This window comes from Streptomyces sp. NBC_01232, assembly GCF_035989885.1.
In the GTDB taxonomy this organism is placed as follows: Bacteria; Actinomycetota; Actinomycetes; order Streptomycetales; family Streptomycetaceae; genus Streptomyces.
Map to the genome: position 1 here is coordinate 3,967,721 of NZ_CP108518.1, position 21,497 is coordinate 3,989,217.

The 21,497-nt window shown below is 70.9% G+C and carries 21 protein-coding genes; 11 read left to right on the plus strand and 10 right to left on the minus strand.

The window, feature by feature from the left end:
* Positions 1–34 precede the first annotated feature (34 nt).
* Entirely contained in the window at positions 35–814 is a 780-nt protein-coding gene (locus OG444_RS18270; RefSeq protein WP_327263192.1) for an alpha/beta fold hydrolase, read from the plus strand.
* 83 nt (positions 815–897) lie between these two features.
* Here OG444_RS18270 and OG444_RS18275 read toward each other — a convergent pair whose 3' ends face one another.
* Entirely contained in the window at positions 898–2,715 is a 1,818-nt protein-coding gene (locus tag OG444_RS18275; RefSeq protein WP_327263193.1) for a bifunctional metallophosphatase/5'-nucleotidase, read from the minus strand.
* A gap of 168 nt (positions 2,716–2,883) precedes the next feature.
* Here OG444_RS18275 and mshD point away from each other — a divergent pair, with 168 nt between their 5' ends.
* The 7 genes from mshD (at position 2,884) to pstB (ending at position 11,766) form a co-directional block, all read left to right on the plus strand.
* Complete coding sequence (mshD, locus tag OG444_RS18280; protein WP_327263194.1) at positions 2,884–3,810, plus strand: mycothiol synthase; 927 nt, start codon at positions 2,884–2,886, stop codon at positions 3,808–3,810.
* 302 nt (positions 3,811–4,112) lie between these two features.
* Complete coding sequence (locus OG444_RS18285; RefSeq protein WP_327263195.1) at positions 4,113–6,401, plus strand: RNA degradosome polyphosphate kinase; 2,289 nt, start codon at positions 4,113–4,115, stop codon at positions 6,399–6,401.
* Complete coding sequence (locus OG444_RS18290) at positions 6,382–7,362, plus strand: CHAD domain-containing protein (RefSeq protein WP_327263196.1); 981 nt, start codon at positions 6,382–6,384, stop codon at positions 7,360–7,362. The genes OG444_RS18285 and OG444_RS18290 overlap by 20 nt, the downstream gene beginning before the upstream one ends.
* Before the next feature lie 247 nt (positions 7,363–7,609).
* Positions 7,610–8,746 (plus strand): phosphate ABC transporter substrate-binding protein PstS, encoded by a 1,137-nt coding sequence (gene pstS, locus OG444_RS18295; protein ID WP_327263197.1) that lies wholly within the window; start codon positions 7,610–7,612, stop codon positions 8,744–8,746.
* A gap of 141 nt (positions 8,747–8,887) precedes the next feature.
* Entirely contained in the window at positions 8,888–9,877 is a 990-nt protein-coding gene (gene pstC / locus OG444_RS18300) for a phosphate ABC transporter permease subunit PstC (protein WP_327263198.1), read from the plus strand.
* Positions 9,877–10,959 (plus strand): phosphate ABC transporter permease PstA, encoded by a 1,083-nt coding sequence (pstA, locus tag OG444_RS18305; protein ID WP_327263199.1) that lies wholly within the window; start codon positions 9,877–9,879, stop codon positions 10,957–10,959. The genes pstC and pstA overlap by 1 nt, the downstream gene beginning before the upstream one ends.
* A 30-nt stretch (positions 10,960–10,989) precedes the next feature.
* Positions 10,990–11,766, plus strand: a complete 777-nt coding sequence (pstB, locus tag OG444_RS18310; protein WP_327263200.1) for a phosphate ABC transporter ATP-binding protein PstB — start codon at positions 10,990–10,992, stop codon at positions 11,764–11,766.
* 118 nt (positions 11,767–11,884) lie between these two features.
* On the opposite strand, the gene OG444_RS18315 is transcribed toward pstB, so the two are convergent.
* Both OG444_RS18315 and OG444_RS18320 read right to left on the minus strand, forming a co-directional pair.
* The gene (locus OG444_RS18315) at positions 11,885–12,883 is read right to left on the minus strand and encodes an inorganic phosphate transporter (RefSeq protein ID WP_327263201.1); all 999 of its coding nucleotides are present in this window, start codon (positions 12,881–12,883) and stop codon (positions 11,885–11,887) included.
* A gap of 5 nt (positions 12,884–12,888) precedes the next feature.
* On the minus strand, positions 12,889–13,509 hold the full coding sequence (locus OG444_RS18320) for a DUF47 domain-containing protein (protein WP_033225924.1): 621 nt from the start codon (positions 13,507–13,509) through the stop codon (positions 12,889–12,891).
* Between the two features lie 207 nt (positions 13,510–13,716).
* On the opposite strand from OG444_RS18320, the gene OG444_RS18325 reads away from it, so the two are divergent.
* Entirely contained in the window at positions 13,717–14,058 is a 342-nt protein-coding gene (locus OG444_RS18325) for a metal-sensitive transcriptional regulator (protein WP_327263202.1), read from the plus strand.
* Between the two features lie 175 nt (positions 14,059–14,233).
* Here OG444_RS18325 and OG444_RS18330 read toward each other — a convergent pair whose 3' ends face one another.
* On the minus strand, positions 14,234–14,419 hold the full coding sequence (locus OG444_RS18330; protein ID WP_327263203.1) for a hypothetical protein: 186 nt from the start codon (positions 14,417–14,419) through the stop codon (positions 14,234–14,236).
* Between the two features lie 133 nt (positions 14,420–14,552).
* Positions 14,553–15,386, minus strand: coding sequence for a hypothetical protein (locus OG444_RS18335; protein ID WP_327263204.1), 834 nt, complete (start codon positions 15,384–15,386; stop codon positions 14,553–14,555).
* A 132-nt stretch (positions 15,387–15,518) separates the two neighbouring features.
* Here OG444_RS18335 and OG444_RS18340 point away from each other — a divergent pair, with 132 nt between their 5' ends.
* Positions 15,519–15,734, plus strand: coding sequence for a hypothetical protein (locus OG444_RS18340; RefSeq protein ID WP_327267075.1), 216 nt, complete (start codon positions 15,519–15,521; stop codon positions 15,732–15,734).
* Between the two features lie 135 nt (positions 15,735–15,869).
* Complete coding sequence (locus OG444_RS18345) at positions 15,870–16,082, plus strand: hypothetical protein (RefSeq protein ID WP_327263205.1); 213 nt, start codon at positions 15,870–15,872, stop codon at positions 16,080–16,082.
* A gap of 161 nt (positions 16,083–16,243) precedes the next feature.
* Here the strand turns inward: OG444_RS18345 and OG444_RS18350 are convergent, their stop codons facing one another.
* From OG444_RS18350 to OG444_RS18370, 5 genes are all read right to left on the minus strand, one after another.
* A complete protein-coding gene (locus OG444_RS18350; RefSeq protein WP_327263206.1) occupies positions 16,244–16,972 on the minus strand; it encodes a phosphatase PAP2 family protein in 729 nt (242 codons plus the stop codon).
* Positions 16,973–17,176: 204 nt separating this feature from the next.
* A complete protein-coding gene (locus tag OG444_RS18355; protein WP_327266840.1) occupies positions 17,177–18,184 on the minus strand; it encodes a C40 family peptidase in 1,008 nt (335 codons plus the stop codon).
* Positions 18,185–18,260: 76 nt separating this feature from the next.
* Positions 18,261–19,952, minus strand: coding sequence for a serine/threonine-protein kinase (locus OG444_RS18360; RefSeq protein WP_327263207.1), 1,692 nt, complete (start codon positions 19,950–19,952; stop codon positions 18,261–18,263).
* Between the two features lie 80 nt (positions 19,953–20,032).
* Positions 20,033–20,836: a thioesterase family protein gene (locus OG444_RS18365; protein ID WP_327263208.1), complete on the minus strand. Its 804-nt coding sequence runs from the start codon at positions 20,834–20,836 to the stop codon at positions 20,033–20,035.
* A gap of 51 nt (positions 20,837–20,887) precedes the next feature.
* The gene (locus tag OG444_RS18370) at positions 20,888–21,496 is read right to left on the minus strand and encodes a LysE family translocator (RefSeq protein ID WP_327263209.1); all 609 of its coding nucleotides are present in this window, start codon (positions 21,494–21,496) and stop codon (positions 20,888–20,890) included.
* Between the last annotated feature and the right edge of the window lies 1 nt (position 21,497).

Here is a 21,497-nt window from a genome sequence, read left to right on the forward strand (position 1 = left end):
GAAAGACCCCACGGCCAACGGGAGGCAGGAACACATGCGCCACGAGCTGAAGACCGAGAACCGGACCCTCTCCTACCTGGACTTCGGCGGCACCGGCCGACCGCTCCTCGCCCTGCACGGCGGCATGTCCGAAGCCCTCGCCTTCACCGGCCTCGCCGCCGCCCTCGGCGAGGACTGGCGGGTCATCGCCCCCGACCAGCGCGGCCACGGGGACTCCGACCGCGCGCCCGACTACCGCCGCGAGGGCTACGTACGCGACGCCGTCGCCCTGCTCGACCACCTGGGCCTGGACGCCCCCGTCGCCGTGCTCGGCCACTCCCTCGGCGGACTCAACGCCTACCACCTGGCCGCCGCTCACCCCCACCGGGTCTCGGCCCTCGTCAATGTCGACACCTCCGTGGAGGTGCACCCCGCCGAGTCCGACTGGTTCGGCTTCCTGCGCGGCCTCCCGTACACCGCGCCCACCCGCGAGGAGCTCATCGCCGCCGCCGGAGCGGCCGAGGAACTCGTCGCCCCGGGACTGCGCCCACTGCCCGGCGGCGCGGGCTGGCGCATGGCGTTCCACCCGCAGGACATGCTCGACTCCATCGAGGAGTGCCGCGGCGACCACTGGGACACCTGGCTCGCGAGCGACTGCCCGGCCCTGCTGATCCACGGCACCCACAGCCATGCCCTCCCGCGGGCGACCGCCGAGGCGATGGCGGCCCGGCGGCCGAAGACCTCGTACACGCCCCTCGACGGCGACCACTTCGTGCCGTTCACGGACCCGGCGGGATTCCACGCGGCCGTCGGAGCGTTCCTCGCCACCCTCTGATCCACGCGCCACGGGGCCCGGGGAAAGGCCGAAGGGGCGGCGGGCCATGGCCCGCCGCCCCTTCAGGGGTACCGCACGAAGTGCTACTTGACGACGGTGATCCGGTTCGCCGCCGGCGGGGCGATCGGGGACTGCGCCGAGGAGTTCTTCGTCAGGTAGGCGTTGAAGCAGTCCAGGTCGGACGCGCCCACCAGCTTGTTCTTGTGCTCCTTCAGGACGGTGAAGCCGTCACCGCCGCCCGCGAGGAACTCGTTCATCGCGACCCGGTAGGTCTTGGCCGGGTCGATCGGAGCACCGTTGAGCCGCACCGAGTCGACGACGATGCGGTCCGCGCCCGCCTTCGTCATGTCCAGGGTGTAGGTGAAGCCCTTCGACACCTGCAGGATCTTCGGGCTCACCCCGTTGACCGGTCCGCTGACCTGCTGCTGGAGCGCGGTGACCAGCTGCGCGCCGGTCAGGTCCACGATGTTCATCATGTTGGTGAACGGCTGGACCGTGAAGGACTCGCCGTAGGTCACGACGCCGTCGCCCTCGCCACCCGAGGCCTTGTAGGCGAGGTCCGAACGGATGCCGCCCGGGTTCATGATGGCCAGCTGCGCGCCGCCCTTGTCCGCCGGGGCGAGCGCCTCGAGCTGCGCGTCGGCGATCAGGTCGCCGAGCGGCTTCTCGGGCTCCGCCGAGCCGCGGCCCGGGATGTCCGCCGAGATGAAGCCCTGCGGGCGGTTGGCGATCGGGGCCGCGAGGGTGTTCCAGCGCTGGAGCAGCTCGGTCATGTCCGGGGCCTTGGGCTGGTCCCGGGTGACGACCTTGTTGACCGGCTTGGGCGAGCTGACCGGCGTACGGACGATGTCCTTGGTCTGCCGGTCGTAGGTGAGCGTGGTGTCCGTGAACAGACGGCCGATGGAGGCCGCCGAGGTCACCGCGCGCGGGTTGCCCGCCGGGTCGGGGATGTTGCAGGCGTACGCCTGGTGCGTGTGGCCCGTGACCAGCGCGTCGACCTTGGAGTCGACGTTCTTGGCGATGTCCACGATCGCGCCCGAGATGCCGGCGCCGGCGCCCGGGACGTCACAGTCGTAGTTGTACGCGCCGTTGGCGGGCAGACCGCCCTCGTGGATCAGCGCGACGATCGACTTCACGCCCTGCTTGTTCAGCTCGGCGGCGTACTTGTTGATCGTCTCGATCTCGTCGCCGAACTTGAGGCCCTTGACGCCCTCGGCGGTCACGACGTCCGGAGTGCCCTCCAGGGTGACGCCGATGAAGCCGATCTTCACGTCCCCCTTCTTCCAGACGTAGGTGGGCGACATCAGCGGACGCTTGGTCTTCTCGTCCGTGACGTTGGCGGCGAGGTACTGGAACTCGGCGCCCGTGAAGTCCTTGCCGTACTCGAAGCAGCCCTCGACCGGGTGGCAGCCGCCGTACGCCATGCGGCGCAGCTCGGTCTTGCCCTCGTCGAACTCGTGGTTGCCGACGCTGGAGACGTTCAGGCCCAGCTTGTTCAGCGCCTCGATGCTCGGCTCGTCGTGGAAGAGCCCGGACAGCATCGGGCTGCCGCCGATCATGTCACCGGCCGCGGCCGTGACGGAGTACTCGTGGCCCTTGCGGGCCTCGCGCAGGCTGGTCGCGAGGTACTCGACCCCGCCCGCGGGTATGGCCTTGGTGGTGCCGTCGGCCTGACGCTCGGTCACGGTGCCGGAGGAGCCCTGCGGGGGCTCCAGCGTGCCGTGGAAGTCGTTGAACGACAGCATCTGCACATCGACGGTCCGGCTCTTGGCCGCACCGCCACCACTCGCGGCACCGGCCGGAAGTGCGGCCGCGATCATCGCCCCGGCCCCGGCCGTGACGGCGAGGGCGGTGAGGGTCAACCGGCGGGTTCGGCGGTGCCGTTGTGGCGTCGCTGACATTTAGTCCCCTTATGTGACAGCTGTAATGCTCGGGAGGTCCGGCGAAGCCTAAGGTCAACGCGCGTAGCTCTACCAGGGGGTAGCGGTATCGCGTTGGTTACGCGCAGAAGAAGCACCGACCACGCGCCCGCACTCCGCCCCTCCCCACCGCGGTCGTAGGCTCGTGTCATGACTGACGCAGCAGCGGCCCTGGAGCCGGGACGGCAGATTCAGACTCTCGACGAGCTGACGGAGGAACAGGCGAGCGCCGTACTCGACCTCATCGAGGACGCCGCACGTACGGACGGCACCACCGCAGTGTCCGAACAGGGACGGCTCCAGCTGCGCGGCGGGCCGCGCGAGGGGATCCGGCACTTCCTGCTCACCGAGGGCGGCCGGCTCTCCGCCTACGGCCAGCTGGAGGACACCGACCCGGTCGAGGCGCCGGCCGCCGAGCTCGTCGTCCACCCGGCCCTGCGGGGGCGCGGGCACGGGCGGGCCATGGGCACCGCCCTGCTCGCCGCCTCCGGCAAACGGCTGCGGGTATGGGCCCACGGCGGCAAGTCGGCCGCCCGCCACCTCGCGCAGGTGCTCGGCCTCACCCTCTTCCGCGAGCTGCGCCAGCTGCGCCGGCCGCTGGCCGAGGGCAAGCCGCTGCCCGAGCCGGTGCTCCCGTCCGGGGTGACCGTACGGACCTTCGTGCCCGGCACCGACGACACGGCCTGGCTCGCGGCGAACGCGGCCGCCTTCGCCCACCACCCGGAGCAGGGCTCGCTGACCCAGCGCGACCTCGACGACCGGATGGCGCAGCCGTGGTTCGACCCCGAGGGCTTCTTCCTCGCGGAGCGCGACGGGGAGCTCGTCGGCTTCCACTGGACGAAGGTCCACGCGGCGGAGGGCCTCGGCGAGGTCTACGTGGTCGGCGTCCGCCCGGGCGCCCAGGGCGGCGGCCTCGGCAAGGCCCTCACCGCGATCGGCCTGCGCCACCTGGCGGCCCAGGGCCTCCCGACGGCCATGCTCTACGTGGACGCCGACAACCCGGCGGCCCTCGCGGTCTACGAGGGCCTCGGCTTCGCCACCCACGAGGTGGACCTGATGTACCGCACAGAAAGCTGACCCACCCCCGCCGGCCGATCCCAGCCCCGCCGGCGTGTGAGGCGCGGGTCCGGGCGGCGCCCGGCGGGGGCCCGGGGGGCGGAGCCCCGCAGCGGCGCCGCGCCCGGCCCGCAACGGCTCCGCCCCCACCCCCGCCACCCCGCCGGGAGGCAACTCGGCACCGCGCCGGACCCCGGAAGCCACGCGCCATTCACCAAGCATTCAGACGCGCTTGCGACCCTCCCCCAATGCAGCCCCGCCTCCGACTGACGGCCGACTCCTCCGACGTGCCAGTCCTCCCGCGTGCGCGGAAGAATGGAGTCATGAGCCACCAGCCCAGCGCCGGCCCCACCGAGGTCCCCGCCCAGCACCCGTCTCACACCCCCGGCAGCGCCCCCGGCACCACCCCCGGCAGTGCTTCCGGCCGGGCCGTCACCGGAGCCCACGCCCGCATAGGCTCCATCTCCGCGCACCGCCCGCACGTCGATCTCGAACCGGACCTCGACGCCGATCTGGACGCCTACGACGACAAGGACGGCGACGAGCTCCCCCCGGGGCGCTTCCTCGACCGGGAGCGCAGCTGGCTGGCCTTCAACGAGCGGGTGCTGGAGCTCGCCGAGGACCCGACGACCCCGCTGCTGGAGCGCGCCAACTTCCTGGCGATCTTCGCGAGCAACCTCGACGAGTTCTTCATGGTCCGCGTGGCCGGCCTCAAGCGGCGCATCGCGACCGGTGTCGCCACCCGTTCGGCCTCGGGCCTGCAGCCCCGCGAGGTGCTGGACCTCATCTGGACCCGCTCGCGCGAGCTCATGGCCCGGCACGCCGCCTGCTTCCAGCAGGACATCTCCCCGGCACTCGCCGAGGAGGGCGTCCACCTGATCCGCTGGCCCGATCTCACCGAGAAGGAGCAGGCGCGCCTCTTCACCCTGTTCCGCAACCAGATCTTCCCGGTGCTGACGCCGCTGGCCGTGGACCCCGCGCACCCGTTCCCGTACATCTCCGGCCTCTCCCTGAACCTGGCCGTGGTCGTGCGCAATCCCGTCAGCGGCCACCGCCACTTCGCCCGGGTCAAGGTCCCGCCGCTCCTCTCCCGTTTCCTGGAGGCCTCCCCGCAGCGCTACGTCCCGCTGGAGGACGTCATCGCCGCGCACCTGGAGGAGCTGTTCCCCGGCATGGAGGTGCTCGCGCACCACATGTTCCGGGTGACCCGCAACGAGGACCTCGAGGTGGAGGAGGACGACGCCGAGAACCTGCTCCAGGCCCTGGAGAAGGAGCTCATGCGGCGCCGCTTCGGCCCGCCCGTGCGCCTGGAGGTCGAGGAGTCCATCGACCCCGGCGTACTGGACCTGCTGGTGCAGGAGCTGAAGGTCAACGCCTCCGAGGTCTACCCGCTGCCCGGCCCGCTGGACCTGACCGCCCTCTTCGGGATCGCCTCGCTGGACATCCCGGAGCTGAAGTACCCCAAGTTCATCGCCGGCACCCACCGGGACCTCGCCGAGGTCGAGTCCGCGTCCGCGCCCGACATCTTCGCCGCCCTGCGCGAGCGGGACGTCCTGCTGCACCACCCGTACGACTCCTTCTCCACCTCGGTGCAGGCCTTCCTGGAGCAGGCCGCCGCCGACCCGGACGTCCTCGCCATCAAGCAGACGCTCTACCGCACCTCCGGCGACTCCCCGATCGTGGACGCCCTGATCGACGCCGCCGACTCCGGCAAGCAGGTCCTCGTACTCGTCGAGATCAAGGCCCGCTTCGACGAGCAGGCCAACATCAAGTGGGCGCGCAAGCTGGAGGAGTCCGGCTGCCACGTCGTCTACGGGCTCGTCGGCCTCAAGACCCACTGCAAGCTGTCGCTCGTCGTCCGCCAGGAGGGCGACCAGCTGCGCCGCTACTCGCACGTGGGCACCGGCAACTACCACCCCAAGACCGCCAGGCTCTACGAGGACCTCGGCCTGCTCACCGCCGACCCGCAGGTCGGCGCGGACCTCTCCGACCTCTTCAACCGGCTGTCCGGCTACTCGCGCCGCGAGACCTACCGCCGGCTGATGGTGGCGCCCCGCTCGCTGCGGGACGGGCTGATCGCGCGGATCGACAAGGAGGCCGCCCACCACCGGGCCGGCCGCCCCGCGTACGTCCGGCTCAAGATGAACTCGATCGTCGACGAGGCCCTCATCGACTCGCTCTACCGGGCCGCCCAGGCGGGCGTGCCCGTCGACATCTGGGTGCGCGGCATCTGCGCGGTGCGCCCCGGAGTCCCCGGGCTCTCGGAGAACATCCGGGTCCGCTCGGTCCTCGGCCGCTTCCTGGAACACTCCCGGGTCTTCGCCTTCGGCAACGGCGGCGAGCCCGAGGTGTGGATCGGCAGCGCCGACATGATGCACCGCAACCTCGACCGCCGCATCGAGGCACTGGTCAGGGTCGCCGACCCGGCCCACCGCGCGGCACTGGACCGGATGCTGGAAACCGGGATGTCCGACGCCACCTCCTCCTGGCACCTGGGCCCGGACGGCGAGTGGACCCGGCACAGCACGGACGCGGACGGCCAGCCGCTGCGGCACGTACAGGAGACGCTCATAGACGCCCGGAGGCGCCGGCGTGGATCATCAAAACCGTAAACCGTCCACGGCGCAGACGGCGCGGCCGGACGCGGGGGACGTGCTCGGCACGTACCTGCGCGCCCAGGCCACCGCCTTCCTCCGCGCGATGCGGCTGCACGCCGAGAACGCGGGGAGCGGGGCCGCCGCCGACGCCGCCGAAGGAGGTGAGGCGGCGCGCAGCCTGCGGGGGGCTGCGCGCCGCATCGGCGGATCCCTGGCCACCTTCCGGGTGGTGACCGAGTCCTCCTGGGCCGACGCCCTGCGCACCGAACTGGTGTGGCTGTCCTCGACCCTGGCCCACGAGCACGCGTACGCGGCCCGGCTGAGCCGGCTGATGGACGCCCTGCACCGGCTGTCGGGCTCCCCGGAACTGCCCGCGCCGCGCGGCTCGGCCGGCGCGCTGACGGTGGGCTCGGCGCGGGCGGGCGCGCTGCTGGAGCGCCAGTTGACCCTGTCCCGTACGCGGGCCCATTCGGCCACCCTCCAGGCCCTCGGCTCCTCCCGCTTCCACGCGGTGGCCGATGCGGTGGCCGTGCTGGCCTCGGAGGTCCCGCTGGACGCGGTCGCGGCCCGGGGGCGGGTGAGCGAGGTACTGGCCCCGCTGGCGGCGGTGGCCGAAACCCGCCTGTCGGCGGCGGTCGCGGCGCTGCCGCCGGTCGACGGAGCCCATCCGTACAACGCGGCCCACGACGGGCTCTGGCACGAGGTACGCCGCCTGCTGCGGGTCCACCGCTACGCGCGGGAGGCCATGGGCGAGGACGTGACCCGGCCGGCGGCCGCGGGCGAGGCCCTGGACCGCCACCGCGACGCCGCCGAGGCCGCGAACGCCTCGGCGACGGCGGCCCGCACCCCGCGCATCGCGCCGGCGACCGCTTACGCCCTCGGTGTCCTGCACGCCGACCAGCGCCACGAGGTCGAGGCGGCCCGTCTGGAATTCCGGCACCTCTGGCTCCCCGAGCCGGCGGTCACACCCCGGTAACGCGCGGATAACGGATGATGACGGCTGTGTGCGAGTGGGCGGGAACGCACCGGGTCGTCCGCCACGGTTCACCATCCGTTCACTCGGCCCGGTCGGCTGCTTCACCTGTTCTGCCTAATTTCGGTGGTGCACGGAGCGAGTGGCCCGGAGGTCGAGCAGCTCAGCCGCGCACAACCGACGCAGTCCTCTTCGCACGCCGCCCCGATTCAGAAAGCGGCCGGCGGCTTCTGGAAGGAACACCCGAAAAGTGAAGCTTCAGCGCAAGAACATGCTTCGTGCCTCCGCCCTCGGTGCGCTTGTCGTGTCCGGCGCCCTGGTCCTCACGGCGTGCGGCTCGGACGACAACACCAAGACCGTCGACGGCACGGGGAAGCCCTCCGCGGCCGCCGCCGGCGACATCAAGTGCGACGACGCCAAGGGCAAGCTGCTGGCCTCCGGCTCCTCCGCGCAGAAGAACGCGATCGAGCTGTGGATCAAGAACTACATGGCCGCCTGCTCCGGCGTCGAGGTGAACTACAAGTCCTCCTCCTCCGGTGAGGGCATCGTCGCCTTCAACCAGGGCACGGTCGGTTTCGCCGGCTCCGACTCGGCGCTGAAGCCGGAGCAGGTCGAGGAGTCGAAGAAGATCTGCACCGGCGGCCAGGGCATCGACCTGCCGATGGTCGGCGGCCCCGTCGCCCTCGGCTTCAACGTCGCCGGCGTGGACAAGCTGAACCTCGACGCCGCCACGATCGCCAACATCTTCAACGACAAGATCAAGAAGTGGGACGACGAGGCGATCAAGAAGCTGAACCCCGGCGTCACGCTTCCCTCCACCGCCATCCAGGCCTTCCACCGCTCCGACGACTCGGGCACCACCGAGAACGTCACCAAGTACCTCAAGGCCGCCGCCGCCGACGCCTGGCCGCACGAGCCCGCGAAGAAGTGGGCCGCCCCGGGCGGCCAGGCCGCCTCCGGCTCCGCCGGTGTCGCCGCGCAGGTCAAGCAGGTCGACGGCGCGATCGGCTACTTCGAGCTTTCGTTCGCCAGCGCCCAGGGCATCAAGACGGTGGACCTGAACACGGGCGCCGCCGCCCCGGTCAAGGCCACCGGCGAGAACGCCTCCAAGGCCATCGCCGCCGCCAAGATCTCCGGCACCGGCTCCGACCTGGCCCTGAAGCTCGACTACGCCACCAAGGCCGAGGGCGCGTACCCGCTCGTCCTGGTCACCTACGAGGTCGTCTGCGACAAGGGCAACAAGGCCGAGACGCTCCCGACCGTGAAGTCCTTCCTGAACTACGCCGCCTCGGACGCCGGCCAGAAGGTCCTCCTCGAGAACGGCTACGCGCCGATCCCGGCCGAGATCAACGCCAAGGTCCGCGAAGTCATCACCTCGCTGAACTAGTCCCGACCTCCGAGAGCCGGTCCGCTCCCTCCCCCCGTCCGGGGACGGGGCGGACCGGCCCCGGAACCCCTTCCCCTCCACCCGGGGAAATCCGGTGCACCGCCGCCAGGGGGCCCGCCCCCCACACAGACCGGAAAGACCATGGCTTCCACCACACCCACCCAGACAGACACGGCTCCGCCTGTCATCCGGAGCGGAAGGTCCACCGGCCGCGCCGGTGACAAGATCTTCGCCGGGCTCTCCAAGGGCTCCGGCATCACGCTCCTGGTGATCATGGCGTCGATCGCCGCCTTCCTCACCTACCGCGCCACGATCGCCCTGTCGAAGAACGAGGGGAACTTCCTCACCACCTTCGACTGGAACGCGTCGGCCAACCCGCCCGTCTTCGGCATCGCCGTCCTGCTCTTCGGCACCGTCGTCAGCTCGATCATCGCGATGGCCATCGCGGTTCCGGTCGCTGTCGGCATCGCCCTCTTCATCTCGCACTACGCGCCGCGCAAGCTGGCCGCGCCCCTCGCATACGTGGTCGACCTGCTGGCCGCCGTGCCGTCGATCATCTACGGCATCTGGGGCGCCCTCTTCCTCGTCCCGCAGCTGAACGGCCTGAACCTCTGGCTCGACGAGTACCTGGGCTGGACGTACGTCTTCGACAAGACCCAGGTCGGCGTGGCCCGTTCGCTCTTCACCGTCGGCATCCTGCTCGCGATCATGATCCTGCCGATCGTGACCAGCGTCAGCCGCGAGGTCTTCCTGCAGGTCCCGCGCATGAACGAGGAGGCCGCCCTGGCCCTCGGCGCGACCCGCTGGGAGGTCGTCCGAATGTCGGTGCTGCCCTTCGGCCGCTCCGGCGTCATCTCCGCCTCCATGCTCGGCCTCGGCCGCGCCCTCGGCGAGACCATGGCCGTCGCGACCGTCCTCTCCCCGAGCTTCCTGATCTCGTTCCACGTCCTGAACCCGGGCGGCGGCACCTTCGCGCAGAACATCGCCGCGAAGTTCGACGAGGCCAACGAGTTCGGCCGGGACGCGCTGATCGCCTCCGGTCTGGTCCTCTTCCTGCTCACCCTGCTGGTCAACGGTGCAGCTCGCCTGATCATCGCTCGCCGCAAGGAATTCTCGGGGGCGAACGCCTGATGAGCCACGTACTCCAGGACCAGCGGCCCACCCGGGCCCGCAAGTCCGCAGCCCCCGCGAGCCTCACCCGGGGCGGCCTGCCCCGCTGGGCCCCCGCCGGCATCGCGGCCCTCTCGATCGCCCTCGGCTGCGGCGCCGGCCTCGTCTTCGGCCTCCACAGCAAGATCCAGTGGGGCCTGATCGCGGCCCTGCTCTTCGTCGCCATCACGTACACCGCCAGCTCGGTGATCGAGAACCGCCGCCAGGCCAAGGACCGCGTCGCGACCGCCCTCGTGTGGGTCTGCTTCGTCCTCGCGGTCATCCCGCTGCTCTCGCTGATGTGGACCACGATCAGCCGCGGCCTCGCGCTGCTGAGCGCCAACTTCCTCACGCACTCCATGAACGGCGTGACCAGCTTCGACGAGGGCGGCGGCGTCTATCACGCGCTGCTCGGCACGATTGAGCAGGTGGCCCTCGCCACCCTGATCGCGGCCCCCATCGGCCTGCTGACCGCCGTCTACCTGGTCGAGTACGGCAAGGGCCGCCTGGCCAGGTCCGTCACCTTCTTCGTCGACGTCATGACCGGCATCCCCTCCATCGTCGCGGGCCTGTTCATCCTGACGACCTGGAACCTCATGCTCGGCTTCGGCCCGTCCGGCTTCGCCGGCGCGATGGCCCTGTCGATCCTGATGATGCCCGTAGTGGTCCGCTCCACCGAGGAGATGCTCAAGCTCGTCCCGAACGAGCTGCGCGAGGCCGCCCTGGCCCTCGGTGTGCCGAAGTGGCGCGTGATCCTCAAGGTCGTGCTCCCGACCGCCATCGGCGGCATCTCCACCGGTGTGATGCTGGCCGTCGCCCGCATCGCCGGCGAGACCGCCCCGATCATGCTGCTGGTCTTCGGCTCCCAGCTGATCAACGGCAACCCCTTCGAAGGCGCCCAGTCCTCGCTCCCCCTCTACATCTGGGAGCAGTACAAGGTCGGCAGTGAAGCCTCCTACGACCGGGCATGGGCCGCAGCGCTCGTCCTGATCGCCTTCGTCATGATCCTCAATCTGGTGGCCCGCGGCATCGCCCGCTGGAAGGCCCCGAAGACCGGTCGCTGACGCGACCACATGAAAGCGAAGTGACCCCTCATGGCGAAGCGAATCGACGTCTCCGGACTGTCCGCCTTCTACGGCACCCACAAGGCCATCGATGACATCTCGATGACCGTGGAGCCCCGCTCCGTGACGGCCTTCATCGGCCCCTCCGGCTGCGGCAAGTCCACCTTCCTGCGCACCCTCAACCGCATGCACGAGGTCACCCCCGGCGGCCGCGTCGAGGGCAAGGTGCTGCTGGACGACGAGAACCTGTACGGCACCGGCGTGGACCCCGTCGCGGTCCGCCGCACCGTCGGCATGGTCTTCCAGCGCCCGAACCCCTTCCCCACCATGTCGATCTTCGACAACGTGGCGGCGGGCCTGCGGCTGAACGGCAGCTTCAAGAAGTCCGAGCTCGCGGACGTCGTCGAGAAGTCCCTCCAGGGCGCCAACCTCTGGAACGAGGTCAAGGACCGCCTGAACAAGCCCGGCTCCGGCCTCTCCGGCGGCCAGCAGCAGCGTCTGTGCATCGCCCGCGCCATCGCGGTCGAGCCCCAGGTCCTGCTGATGGACGAGCCCTGCTCGGCCCTCGACCCGATCTCCACGCTGGCGATCGAGGACCTGATCGGCGAGCTCAAGGAGCGCTTCACGATCGTCATCGTGACGCACAACATGCAGCAGGCGGCCCGCGTCTCGGACCGCACCGCCTTCTTCAACCTCTCGGCCGTCGGCCAGCCCGGCAAGCTCATAGAGCTCGACGACACGGACCGGATCTTCTCGAACCCGTCCGTGCAGGCGACCGAGGACTACATCTCGGGTCGCTTCGGCTGATCCGGGACAGCACGTCCTGCGGTGCTGCATGGCGGTGCCACCGCAAGGCGAAAGAAAGAAAAGGGCCGGCTCCCCCTGGGTGGGGGGAGCCGGCCCGCTTTCGTATCCGTTCGACGGCCTAGCCGAAGGCCAGGTTCACGATCCAGAAGCTGATCGCGGCGACCAGGGCCGCGGCCGGCATCGTGATGAACCAGCCCAGGACGATGTTCTTGGCGACGCCCCAGCGGACCGCGTTCACACGCTTCGTCGCGCCCACGCCCATGATCGCCGAGGTGATCACGTGGGTGGTGGAGATCGGCGCGTGGAAGATGAACGCCGAGCCGAACATGATCGACGCACCGGTGGTCTCCGCGGCGAAGCCCTGCGGCGGGTCCAGCTCGATGATCTTTCGGCCGAGCGTACGCATGATGCGCCAGCCACCCGCGTACGTACCCAGCGACAGCATCACGGCACACGCGATCTTGACCCAGATCGGGATCGGCGCGTCGGCCGTCTGCACGTCGGCGATGACCAGGGCCATCACGACGATGCCCATCGTCTTCTGCGCGTCCTGGAGGCCGTGACCGAGCGCCATGGCGGCCGCCGACACCGTCTGCGCGATGCGGAAGCCGTGCTTGGCCTTGTGCGGGTTCGACCGGCGGAACATCCACAGGATGGCGACCATCACCAGGTAACCCGCGACCAGACCCACGACCGGCGAGACGAACATGGGGATGACGACCTTGTCGACCACACCGCCCCACAGCACCTCGGTGCCGCCGGCCAGCGCCGCGCCCACCATGCCGCCGAAGAGGGCGTGCGAGGAGGACGAGGGCAGGCCGAAGTACCAGGTGATCAGGTTCCACACGATCGCGCCGACCAGCGCCGCGAACAGGATCCACATGCCCGTGCTGCCGTGGGGCGTCTCGATCAGGCCCTGGCTGACCGTCTTGGCCACGCCGCTGCCCAGGAAGGCACCGGCGAGGTTCATCACGGCGGCCATCGCCAGCGCCGCGCGCGGCGTCAGCGCCCGCGTCGAGACGGACGTCGCGATCGCGTTCGCCGAGTCGTGAAAGCCGTTCGTATACGTAAAGCCGAGCGCGACACCGATGGTGACGATCAGCGCAAAGGTGTCCACGTGGTTCAGGACTCCTTGACCGCGATGGTCTCCACCGTGTTCGCAACGTGCTCGAACGCGTCGGCCGCCTCTTCGAGCACGTCGACGATCTGCTTGAGCTTCAGCACCTCGATGGCGTCGTACTTGCCGTTGAAGAGCTGGGCGAGCAGCTTGCGGTGGATCTGGTCGGCCTGGTTCTCGAGGCGGTTGACCTCGATCCAGTACTCGGTCAGGTTGTCCATCGTCCGCAGGTGGGGCATGGCCTCGGCGGTCAGCTCGGCCGCGCGCGCCAGCACCTCGATCTGCTGCTCGACACCCTTGGGGAGCTCCTCCACGTTGTAGAGGACGACGAGGTCGACGGCCTCCTCCATGAAGTCCATGATGTCGTCGAGCGACGAGGCCAGGTTGTAGATGTCCTCGCGGTCGAACGGCGTGATGAAGGAGGAGTTCAGCTGGTGGAAGATCGCGTGAGTGGCGTCGTCCCCCGCGTGCTCCGCTGCCCGCATCCGCTCCGCGATCTCGACCCGGGCGGAGGAGTCCGCTCCGAGCAGTTCCATCAGGAGCTTGGAGCCCGTGACGATGTTGTCCGCGGATGCGGCGAACATGTCGTAGAAGCTCGTCTCCCTGGGGGTCAGACGAAATCGCACGTGAGGTCCTCGGGGTGCATTGGATTCGGTCAGGCTGATGCTAGGCGCATCCCCCGGCCACGGCTAACCGGCCGTTCACCAGTGTCCTCCATCGGGCAGAGTGAGGACCACGGACCCCTGCCGCGGGCGGCGAGGCCCAGTACCCTATACCCATGAGGGGTATGCGCCATGCATGCACCCCATCGTTCCGGACCACGGGAGGAACCTATGACCACCATCGAGGCGGAGGGCTCCGGAGCCGAGTCCGGCACGGCCGCTCCCGCAGCCGTCCACGGCTATCACCACCAGAAGGACGAGCACCTCAAGCGGCTGCGCCGGATCGAGGGCCAGATCCGCGGCCTCCAGCGGCTCGTCGACGAGGACGTCTACTGCATCGACATACTCACCCAGGTCTCCGCGAGCACCAAGGCGCTGCAGTCCTTCGCGCTCCAGCTGCTGGAGGAGCACCTGCGCCACTGCGTGGCCGACGCGGCGGTCAAGGGCGGCACGGAGATCGACGCCAAGGTCGAAGAGGCCACCAAGGCCATCGCCCGCCTCCTGCGCACCTGACGGCGCCCGCGGTGCGCCGACCCGGCCCCGCCGGCGCTCCGGGGCGGGGTCCGGGGCTGAGTCCGGGGGCGGGGTCCGGGGCCGAGTCCGGGGGCGGAGCCCCGCATCGGCCGCCGCTCGGGCAGTCGGCAGTCGGCAGTCGGCAGTCGGCAGTCGGCAGTCGGCAGTCGGGGGACTAGTGCCCGAGCAGGACCTCGTCGATACGGTCCAGGCTCAGCCGGTCCTCCACCGCCGCCGAGGCCGCGATGATCAGCTCGCCGCACAGCTCGATCTCGGCGAGCGCCACGTGGTCCTGCACCGTCGTACCGCCTGCGGGAGTCACGCGTGTCACCTCAATCTGCCACCGGCCACCGGCCGTCATCGGTCATGCCGCACCATTCGCCGGCGCCCGGCTTCTCAGCGTAGGGAGGCCGCGCCTCCCCCCGCATGACACGGATGGACCATTTCCGGATACCGGGTCATGGCCCGATCGCGCCGCCCGTTCCCCGCCCGGCTCACTGATCGGCGATCTTCCCGGCGTAAATGTCCCCGTTCGCCGGCAATACGACGGTCACCGGCGTCCCGAATCCGTACAGCAGCGTGGTCGACGACACATCGATCACGCCATTGTTGACGTACGTGAAGCGGTGCCTGACCTTCCGCAACCGCCCCTCCTCGTCGAGGTAGGCGTCGAACGGCACCGTGTCCGTGCTGAACCCTTTCGCCGCCGCCTCCAGCGCCCCCCGCACCTCCGGCGACGCCATCCCCGCGGCCCGCCCGATGTCGGTGGTTCCCCGGTAGTGCCGCACCTTGGTGCCCGCCACGTCGGTCTCCCCCACGTACGTCACCCCCTGCGCGCCCCGCAGCAGCTCGGCCGCGACCACCGGATCGGTGGCCCCGCCCGTGACGAGGTTCCCGTCGCCCAGGGCCGTCGTGTCGACACGGACCCACTTGTCGTCCGGAACGCCCGCTCCGCGGTTCTTCATGTACAGCGCGCCGGGCACGAGCAGCTCGGTGATGGGCCGGTGCTCGGCCTTGCCCTTCACATCGGCCGGGAGCATCACCAGGAGCTGGCCCATCCGGTTCCTGAAGTCGACCCCGCCCTCGCCGCGGATCGTCACCCGGGTCCCGCCGGTGGCCATCTCCATGGCCGTACGGGCCCGGGCGCTGCCGGCCCTCACCAGCGCGTCGGCGGCCCCGCGGACCACTGCCGCCGGGTCCGCCGGAGGCCGGCCGTCGTTACCGTCGCCCGCGCACCCGCTCATCGCCGTCACCGCCAGCGTGACGCCGGCGGCGAGCACCGCCTCACCCGCACGCCCGCGCCGCCGCCTGTGCTGGTGATCCACCATCGCCTGCCAACCCCCAACGCATGACCGCTGCTTGCCCGAGGCCCCCACCCGCTCCGTTTAACGAGGTCCGGGGTTTCCCGTCACGGGGGCGCACCCTCCCCGCGCGCCGCCCGTCCCGGTACCGTGGTGGGTGTGGAACCGCACACCGAAGCGACCCTGGTCCCTCCGCTTGACTCCCTGCCGCTCCAGCGGCCGCACGCGCAGCCGGAGCCGCCGGCCGGCCACACCACATCCACCGCCGACCGCGGATCGTTCTGCCTGGCCGTCTGCACCTGCGGCTGGCGCGGCCCGGCCCGCCGCTCCCGCGACCTGGCCCGCAGGGACGCCACCGACCACACCGCCGCCTAGGTCCTGTCGGCAAAGTCCCCCCTGGCCCGTGGCGCCCGGCACCGCGGGCCCGACCGGCGCTCCTTCGACGACAGGACCTAGCCCGTTCGGACGGCCCGGCTGGCCCGGGCGCACGACAGCGGATGCCCTTGACTCATGTCAGGATCCGCAGTCCGCCTCGCGGCCCTCCTCTGGGCCCTGCTCTTCGCGTTCGCCCCGGCCGCCGCGGCCTGGGCCAGACCCGTGGGCTCGGCGGACAGCCCGGCGGACGTGGCCCTGGCCATCGGGCTCACCTGCACCGCGGCCGCGGTCACCTGCTGGTGGCTGCGCTCGAAGTACCGTCGTGACGCCGACGGCGGTGATCCGTGACGCCCCGGACCCGAAGCCGGACAGGGCCCCGGGCGCGGCCCCGGACCCGGCCGACGGCGGTGCGGATGTGCTTCGGGGCTGCGGGACTGTGCCTGCTGACGGCCGCACTGCTCGCCGTCTGGCACGCGTACGGCCGGACCTGAGAGCCCGTACCGCCCGTGTCAGGCGGCGAGGTCGCTCTCGTGCGGACGCTGCCCCGCGGGCGGGGTCTGCGCCTGCGGGAGCCCGACCGGCCGGGGCAGCCCGCGCCCCTTGGCCCGTACGAGCCGGCCGAAGCGGCGGGAGCGGGCCACCGCCCGCACCAGCGGGGTGAGCGCGGCCATCGCGAGCGGCGCGAGCAGGAGCACCACTGCGGTGCCGAGCGCGAGGCCGCCGATGACGTCGGTCGGGTAGTGGATGCCCATGTAGACGCGGGAGAAGCCCTCGGCGAAGGCCAGCCCGATCCCCAGGACGCCGAGCCGCCGGTTCGCCACGAACAGGCCCACGCCCAGGGCCATCGCGAGGGTGGTGTGGCCGCTGACGAAGGAGAACTCGGTGCGCCCGAGACCGGAGCCGAAGCCGGGATCGAGCACCTGGAGGCCCTCGTGCTGCATGAACGGCCGCGGCCGGCCGACGAATTCGCGCAGCGGCACATTCACGAGCAGGGCCAGAACGGCTGCCAGCGGGGCCCACACGAGCGCGGCGAAGGACTCGGCGGCGGCGGGCTCGTCCTGCCGGCGCGCTCCGCGCCAGCACCACAGGACCAGGAGCACCAGGGCCAGCAGGATTCCGTATTCACCGGCCAGGCTCACGGCCCGGTCGATCCACGCCGGAGCGTGCCGTGCCGCTCCGTTGATCTCGTACAGCAGGCTGACATCCACGTTCGGCCCACCTGTTGTGAGTCCAGCCATGGTGATGCGGCCCCTTGCCCTTGCCGTGGTTCCCCTGCGGGACGCACCCGTGTGTGCGCCCCTCCGCCCCCACTTGATCAACCCCCGCTTTCATGGAACGCCCGTTCTGGCTCCTACGTTCCATTCTCCACGGAATGATCACTCCAACGTTATCGAAGAGTGACTCATCGTCGCAGCTCAGGGCCTTTGCTTCACGGAGAGTTGCTACGACGCCCGACCAGCGGCGGGACGCTCCGGAAGGGCCTCCGCACCATCCTTGGTCACACGCGTCGCACCGAAGTAGTCGGGCGTGTCGATCTTGTCGAACCGGATCACCGCGCCGGTGTACGGGGCGTTGATCATGTATCCGCCCCCGACGTACAGCCCGACGTGCCGGATCTCCCGAGAGTTCGTCAGATCGTCGGAGAAGAAGACGAGATCACCGGGCAGGAGTTGATCCCGCGAGGGATGCGGCCCGGCGTTGTACTGGTCGTTCGCCACCCGCGGCAACTGGATCCCCACGGTCTCGTACGCGGCCTTGGTCAGCCCGGAACAGTCGAACCGCCCGTCCTGATCGGGCGTCCCGTTGCCACCCCACAGATACGGCGTCCCGAGCTGCTTCTGCGCGAAGTAGATCGCCCCGGCGGCCTGTTGCGAGGGTGCCACCCGCCCGACGGGCCGCTCGAAGCTCTTCGCCAGCGTGGTGATGGCCTTCACGTACCCCTGGGTCTCCTTGTACGGCGGCACCCCGCCGTACTTGATGACCGCGTACGCCCCCGCGTTGTACGCCGCGAGCATGTTCGACGCGTCGTCCCCGGGCACGCTCGCCACGTCCTTGGCCAGCTGGCAGTCGTACGAGGCCGCCGAGGGGATCGCGTCGTTCGGGTCCCAGATGTCCCGGTCCCCGTCACCGTCACCGTCGATGCCGTGGCCCGCCCAAGTGCCCGGAATGAACTGTGCGATACCGCGCGCGTCCGCCGGACTCACGGCACTCGGGTTCCAGCCGCTCTCGGAGTACAGCTGAGCCGCGAGCAGGGCCGGGTTGATGGCCGGGCAGAGATTGCCCCACTTCTCCACCAGCGCCTGGTACTTCGCAGGCACGGCGCCCTTGGCCAGCCCCACGGCGCGGCCGCCCGCACCGGACCCCACGAGGCCCGCCGCCGCCGAGTACGTCCCCACGACGAGGAGCGCCACGAACGTCAGACACAGCCCGATCCCGATCCCGCCGGCCATCCAGAATCTGCGCACCCGTCAACCCTCCCCCATACCCGTCACTTCAACGTGCGATTCGGCCGTGTCGCATGTCCGGCTACCCCACTCGGAAGCCGGAGCAGGCGATGCTCGCGTACTTCGTAGGGTCATCCTCGACGTGGTAGAAGACCACCGTCCAGTCCCCGGGGTCGGCGGACAGGGGCACGGCGGGCCACGTTTTGCCCGCGGCGTGCATCGTGAAGTCGTCCGGATACGTGAGCGTCACGTCGCCACCCGACTTGTAGTGCGTGTAGATGTCGGCGGGCCTGCTCGTGTAGCCCACGGCCCGGTTGTCCATCGGGAAGGGCTTGCCCGTGGACGGCTCGATGTCGTGGGGGGACTTGACCGCCACGGACACGTAGTACGGCGCGGGCGCGGACTGCTCCATCTCCGCGTACTTGATCCGCATCTTGATGGACGCCGACCTGCCCGGCTTCCCGTTCACGCTGGTGGTCGAGACGGCCGACTGGAAGCCTGCGCCCGGGGACTTCTCCTCGGCGGGCTGGTTGCACTGGCCGACCCCCTGGACGGCCAGGTCGCGGTCGGGGGAGCCCGTCCACACATACCGCGAGATCTGGTTGTTGTCGATGTACTCGGCCGCAGGCTTGGAAGCACCCTTGGATCCAGTGGCCGCGGGCGTCTGCCCGCCCTGCGCCGGCGGCGGCCCAGTCGTGGCACCGCCCTTGTCGGCTCCGTCCCGCACCGCGCCGCCGCTGCCGCCGCCGTCGAAAGGAACCAGCTTCCAGACGGCCACGGCCCCCACGACGGCCAGCGCGACCCCGGCGGCCACCCATGCACCCGTCCGCCCCCGCCTCGGCGCATCCACCGCCGTACCCTGCGTCGGGGTGTAGCCGGGCATCATCCCGGGCCCCTGCGTCCGCATCTCGTGCACCGGTACGGCCTCGCCCAGCGCCCCGAGCCCGAGGTACACCGGATCGTCGACCAGCGCGTCCCGGACCCCGCACCGGGCGATGACCTCCTGCGGGGCGGGCCGCTCGGCCGGGTCCTTCGCCACGCACGCCTCGATCAGCGCCGCCAGCCCCGGCTCCACCCCGGCCACGTCGACCGGCTCGTGCACCGCCCGGTAGCTCACCGTCGTCGCCACGCCCGTACCGAACGGCGGCCGCCCCGTCGCCGCGTACGCGAGGGTCGCGCCCAGCGCGAAGACGTCCGCCGCGGCCCCGGCCTCCGCCCCCAGCAGCACCTCGGGTGCGGTGTACCCCGGCGTCCCCGGCGCCTGCCCGTCCTGGGTGAGAGCCGTCTCGCCCACGCCCCGCGCGATCCCGAAGTCGATGAGCTGCGGCCCCTGCGCACCCAGGATGACGTTCTGCGGCTTGAGGTCCCGGTGCGTCACCCCGTACGCGTGGACACTCGCCAGCCCCTCCGCGAGCGCCGCGAACAGCCGCCGGCAGGTGTCCGCGGGCAGACCACCGCGCTCCGCCACCGCGTGACCGAGCGTCGGGCCCGCCACGTACTCGGTCGCCAGCCAGTACGGCGCCCCCGCCAGCGAGGCGTCGATCAGGTTCGCCGTGTACGCCGACCGCACCGCACGCACCGTCTCGGCCTCACGCCGGAACCGCGCCAGCGCCTCCGGATGCCCGGTGATCTCGTCCCGGATGACCTTCACGGCGACCAGGCGCCCACCCGGCGACCGCCCGAGGTACACCTGCCCCATCCCCCCGGCACCGAGCCGGGCCAGCAGCGCATGCGTCCCGATCCGGGCCGGGTCGACGTCTCTCAGGGGCTCCATTGGCACGAGCCTGCCATACCGACTCCCGCCCGGCAGAGGCGGGTTGACGCCGCGGACCGGCCGGATCCGAAGGAGACGGCCTAGGAGCGTGGCGCCACGAACAGGCTCTGCGCGCTCCGCCCGATGGGCCCCTTCTCGTCGTGCAGCAGCGCGTCCGCGAGCCCGATCCCGGCGGCGTCCACACTCGTACGCGCCTCCACGCACGCCCACTCGCCCACCGGATGGCGGTGCAGATGGACGGTCAGGTCACCGTTGATGAAGACGTACCGGCCGAAGTCCATCACCGAGCTGATCCCGTTGCCCGAGTCGGCGGCGATCAGCACCCGGTCCAGCGGCCTGGTCTCCTCCCCGGCGATCAGCGGCACCTTCATCCGCATCCAGCAGGTCCCCGGGCCCAGTTCGACGAAGGCGCCCTCGGTGAACCGGGTCTCCATGGCCGAGTGGTAGCCGGTCTCCCACGGCACCGGGAAGAACGGAGTCACCTCCACCTCCCCGGGCGGCGGCAGCTGCGGCCCCGGGACCACGGCCGGCACGGCCTCCCCGGCGACCCGGATCCGCAGCGCCCGCGCCAGCATCACGGGCGCGGCGCCCGCCGGGGCGAGCGCCGCCTCGACGACCTCGGTGCCGCGCCCGGCCCGCAGCACGCTGGTGGTGACCTCGAGCTCGCCGATCGGCACCGGGCGCAGGATCTCGTAGGTGATCCGGGCGATCCTCATGTCCGTACGCGCACCGGGCCGCTCCTCGACGGCCCGCCCGAGCAGGGCGGCCGGCGGCCCGGCATGCTGCGAGCCCGGGTCCCACGGACCGCGCGTGTATTCGGTGGCCAGGAACCGCCCGGCGTCGACCCGCTCGAAGAATCCCTCGTACCCGTCGGCAGCACCCATGCCGCCCACGCTACCGACAGGTAACTCGGGCCACCACCCCCTGCCGCTCACTCAGCGGGCGAAGCCCAGCCCCACCCCCAGCCCCACCAGCACCGACCCGATGGCCCGGTTCAGCGTCTTCTGCGCCTTCAGCATCCGGTCGCGCAGCCGCGAGACGGAGAAGAACAGCGCCACCGCACCGAACCAGCCCAGGTGCGCCGCCGACATGAACAGCCCGTAGCCCGCCTGCTGCCAGAGCGGCGTCTCCGGGTTCACCACCTGCGTAAAGGTCGACACCACGAACAGCGTCGTCTTCGGGTTGAGCACATTGGTCAGGAACCCGGACCTCATCGCCCCCAGCCGGGTCAGCTGCGGCTTCGACTCCAGGTCCACGGTCACCTCGGCGCGCGCCCGGAAGGTGCGGATGCCGATCCACACCAGATAGGCCGCGCCCGCCAGCTTGATCACGGTGAACAGCGTGGTGGAGGAGGCGATCAGCAGACCGACCCCGAGCATCGTGTAGGAGACGTGGACCAGGACGCCGGCCGCGACCCCCGCGGCGGCGAACAGCCCGGTGGGGCGCCCGTAGAGATAGCTGTTGCGGACCACCATGGCGAAATCGGCGCCGGGACTGATCACGGCGAGAAGGGTGATGACGGCGACTGCGATCACTTCTGTCATA

Coding starts and splice junctions, on each gene's coding strand:
- OG444_RS18270 (WP_327263192.1), top strand. CDS start 35: ATGCGCCACGAGCTGAAGACCGAGAACCGGACCCTCTCCTACCTGGAC.
- OG444_RS18275 (WP_327263193.1), bottom strand. CDS start 2,715: ATGTCAGCGACGCCACAACGGCACCGCCGAACCCGCCGGTTGACCCTC.
- mshD (WP_327263194.1), top strand. CDS start 2,884: ATGACTGACGCAGCAGCGGCCCTGGAGCCGGGACGGCAGATTCAGACT.
- OG444_RS18285 (WP_327263195.1), top strand. CDS start 4,113: ATGAGCCACCAGCCCAGCGCCGGCCCCACCGAGGTCCCCGCCCAGCAC.
- pstC (WP_327263198.1), top strand. CDS start 8,888: ATGGCTTCCACCACACCCACCCAGACAGACACGGCTCCGCCTGTCATC.
- pstA (WP_327263199.1), top strand. CDS start 9,877: ATGAGCCACGTACTCCAGGACCAGCGGCCCACCCGGGCCCGCAAGTCC.
- pstB (WP_327263200.1), top strand. CDS start 10,990: ATGGCGAAGCGAATCGACGTCTCCGGACTGTCCGCCTTCTACGGCACC.
- OG444_RS18325 (WP_327263202.1), top strand. CDS start 13,717: ATGACCACCATCGAGGCGGAGGGCTCCGGAGCCGAGTCCGGCACGGCC.
- OG444_RS18330 (WP_327263203.1), bottom strand. CDS start 14,419: ATGACGGCCGGTGGCCGGTGGCAGATTGAGGTGACACGCGTGACTCCC.
- OG444_RS18335 (WP_327263204.1), bottom strand. CDS start 15,386: ATGGTGGATCACCAGCACAGGCGGCGGCGCGGGCGTGCGGGTGAGGCG.
- OG444_RS18345 (WP_327263205.1), top strand. CDS start 15,870: ATGTCAGGATCCGCAGTCCGCCTCGCGGCCCTCCTCTGGGCCCTGCTC.
- OG444_RS18350 (WP_327263206.1), bottom strand. CDS start 16,972: ATGGCTGGACTCACAACAGGTGGGCCGAACGTGGATGTCAGCCTGCTG.
- OG444_RS18355 (WP_327266840.1), bottom strand. CDS start 18,184: ATGGCCGGCGGGATCGGGATCGGGCTGTGTCTGACGTTCGTGGCGCTC.
- OG444_RS18360 (WP_327263207.1), bottom strand. CDS start 19,952: ATGGAGCCCCTGAGAGACGTCGACCCGGCCCGGATCGGGACGCATGCG.
- OG444_RS18365 (WP_327263208.1), bottom strand. CDS start 20,836: ATGGGTGCTGCCGACGGGTACGAGGGATTCTTCGAGCGGGTCGACGCC.
- OG444_RS18370 (WP_327263209.1), bottom strand. CDS start 21,496: ATGACAGAAGTGATCGCAGTCGCCGTCATCACCCTTCTCGCCGTGATC.